The sequence below is a fragment of the Frankia umida genome, from assembly GCF_023242945.1.
GTDB classification, from domain to species: domain Bacteria; phylum Actinomycetota; class Actinomycetes; order Frankiales; family Frankiaceae; genus Frankia; species Frankia umida.
In genome coordinates, this window is record NZ_JALKFT010000143.1 from 1 (window position 1) to 247 (window position 247).

Consider the following 247-nt stretch of genomic DNA (forward strand, 5'->3'; position numbering starts at 1 on the left):
GGTTGCTCCTTGCCCTTGAAGACCAGGTCACAGGCGGCCTGGTAGGCCATCGAGGTGTCGAAGTGGCCGGCCATGGGCTTGTACAGTGCATCGCCCGCGTTCTGCTGGTCAACCACGGCGGCCATGCGCTCGAAGGTCTCGCGCACCTGGGCCTCGGTCACGATGCCGTGCTGCAGCCAGTTGGCGATGTGCTGGCTGGAGATGCGCAGCGTGGCGCGGTCTTCCATCAGGCCCACATTGTGGATGT

General features: G+C 64.8%; 1 pseudogene. It reads right to left on the reverse strand.

What is annotated here, in order from left to right:
• Positions 1–247 (reverse strand): annotated as a pseudogene (locus tag MXD59_RS26155) (malate synthase G); the annotation flags it as partial.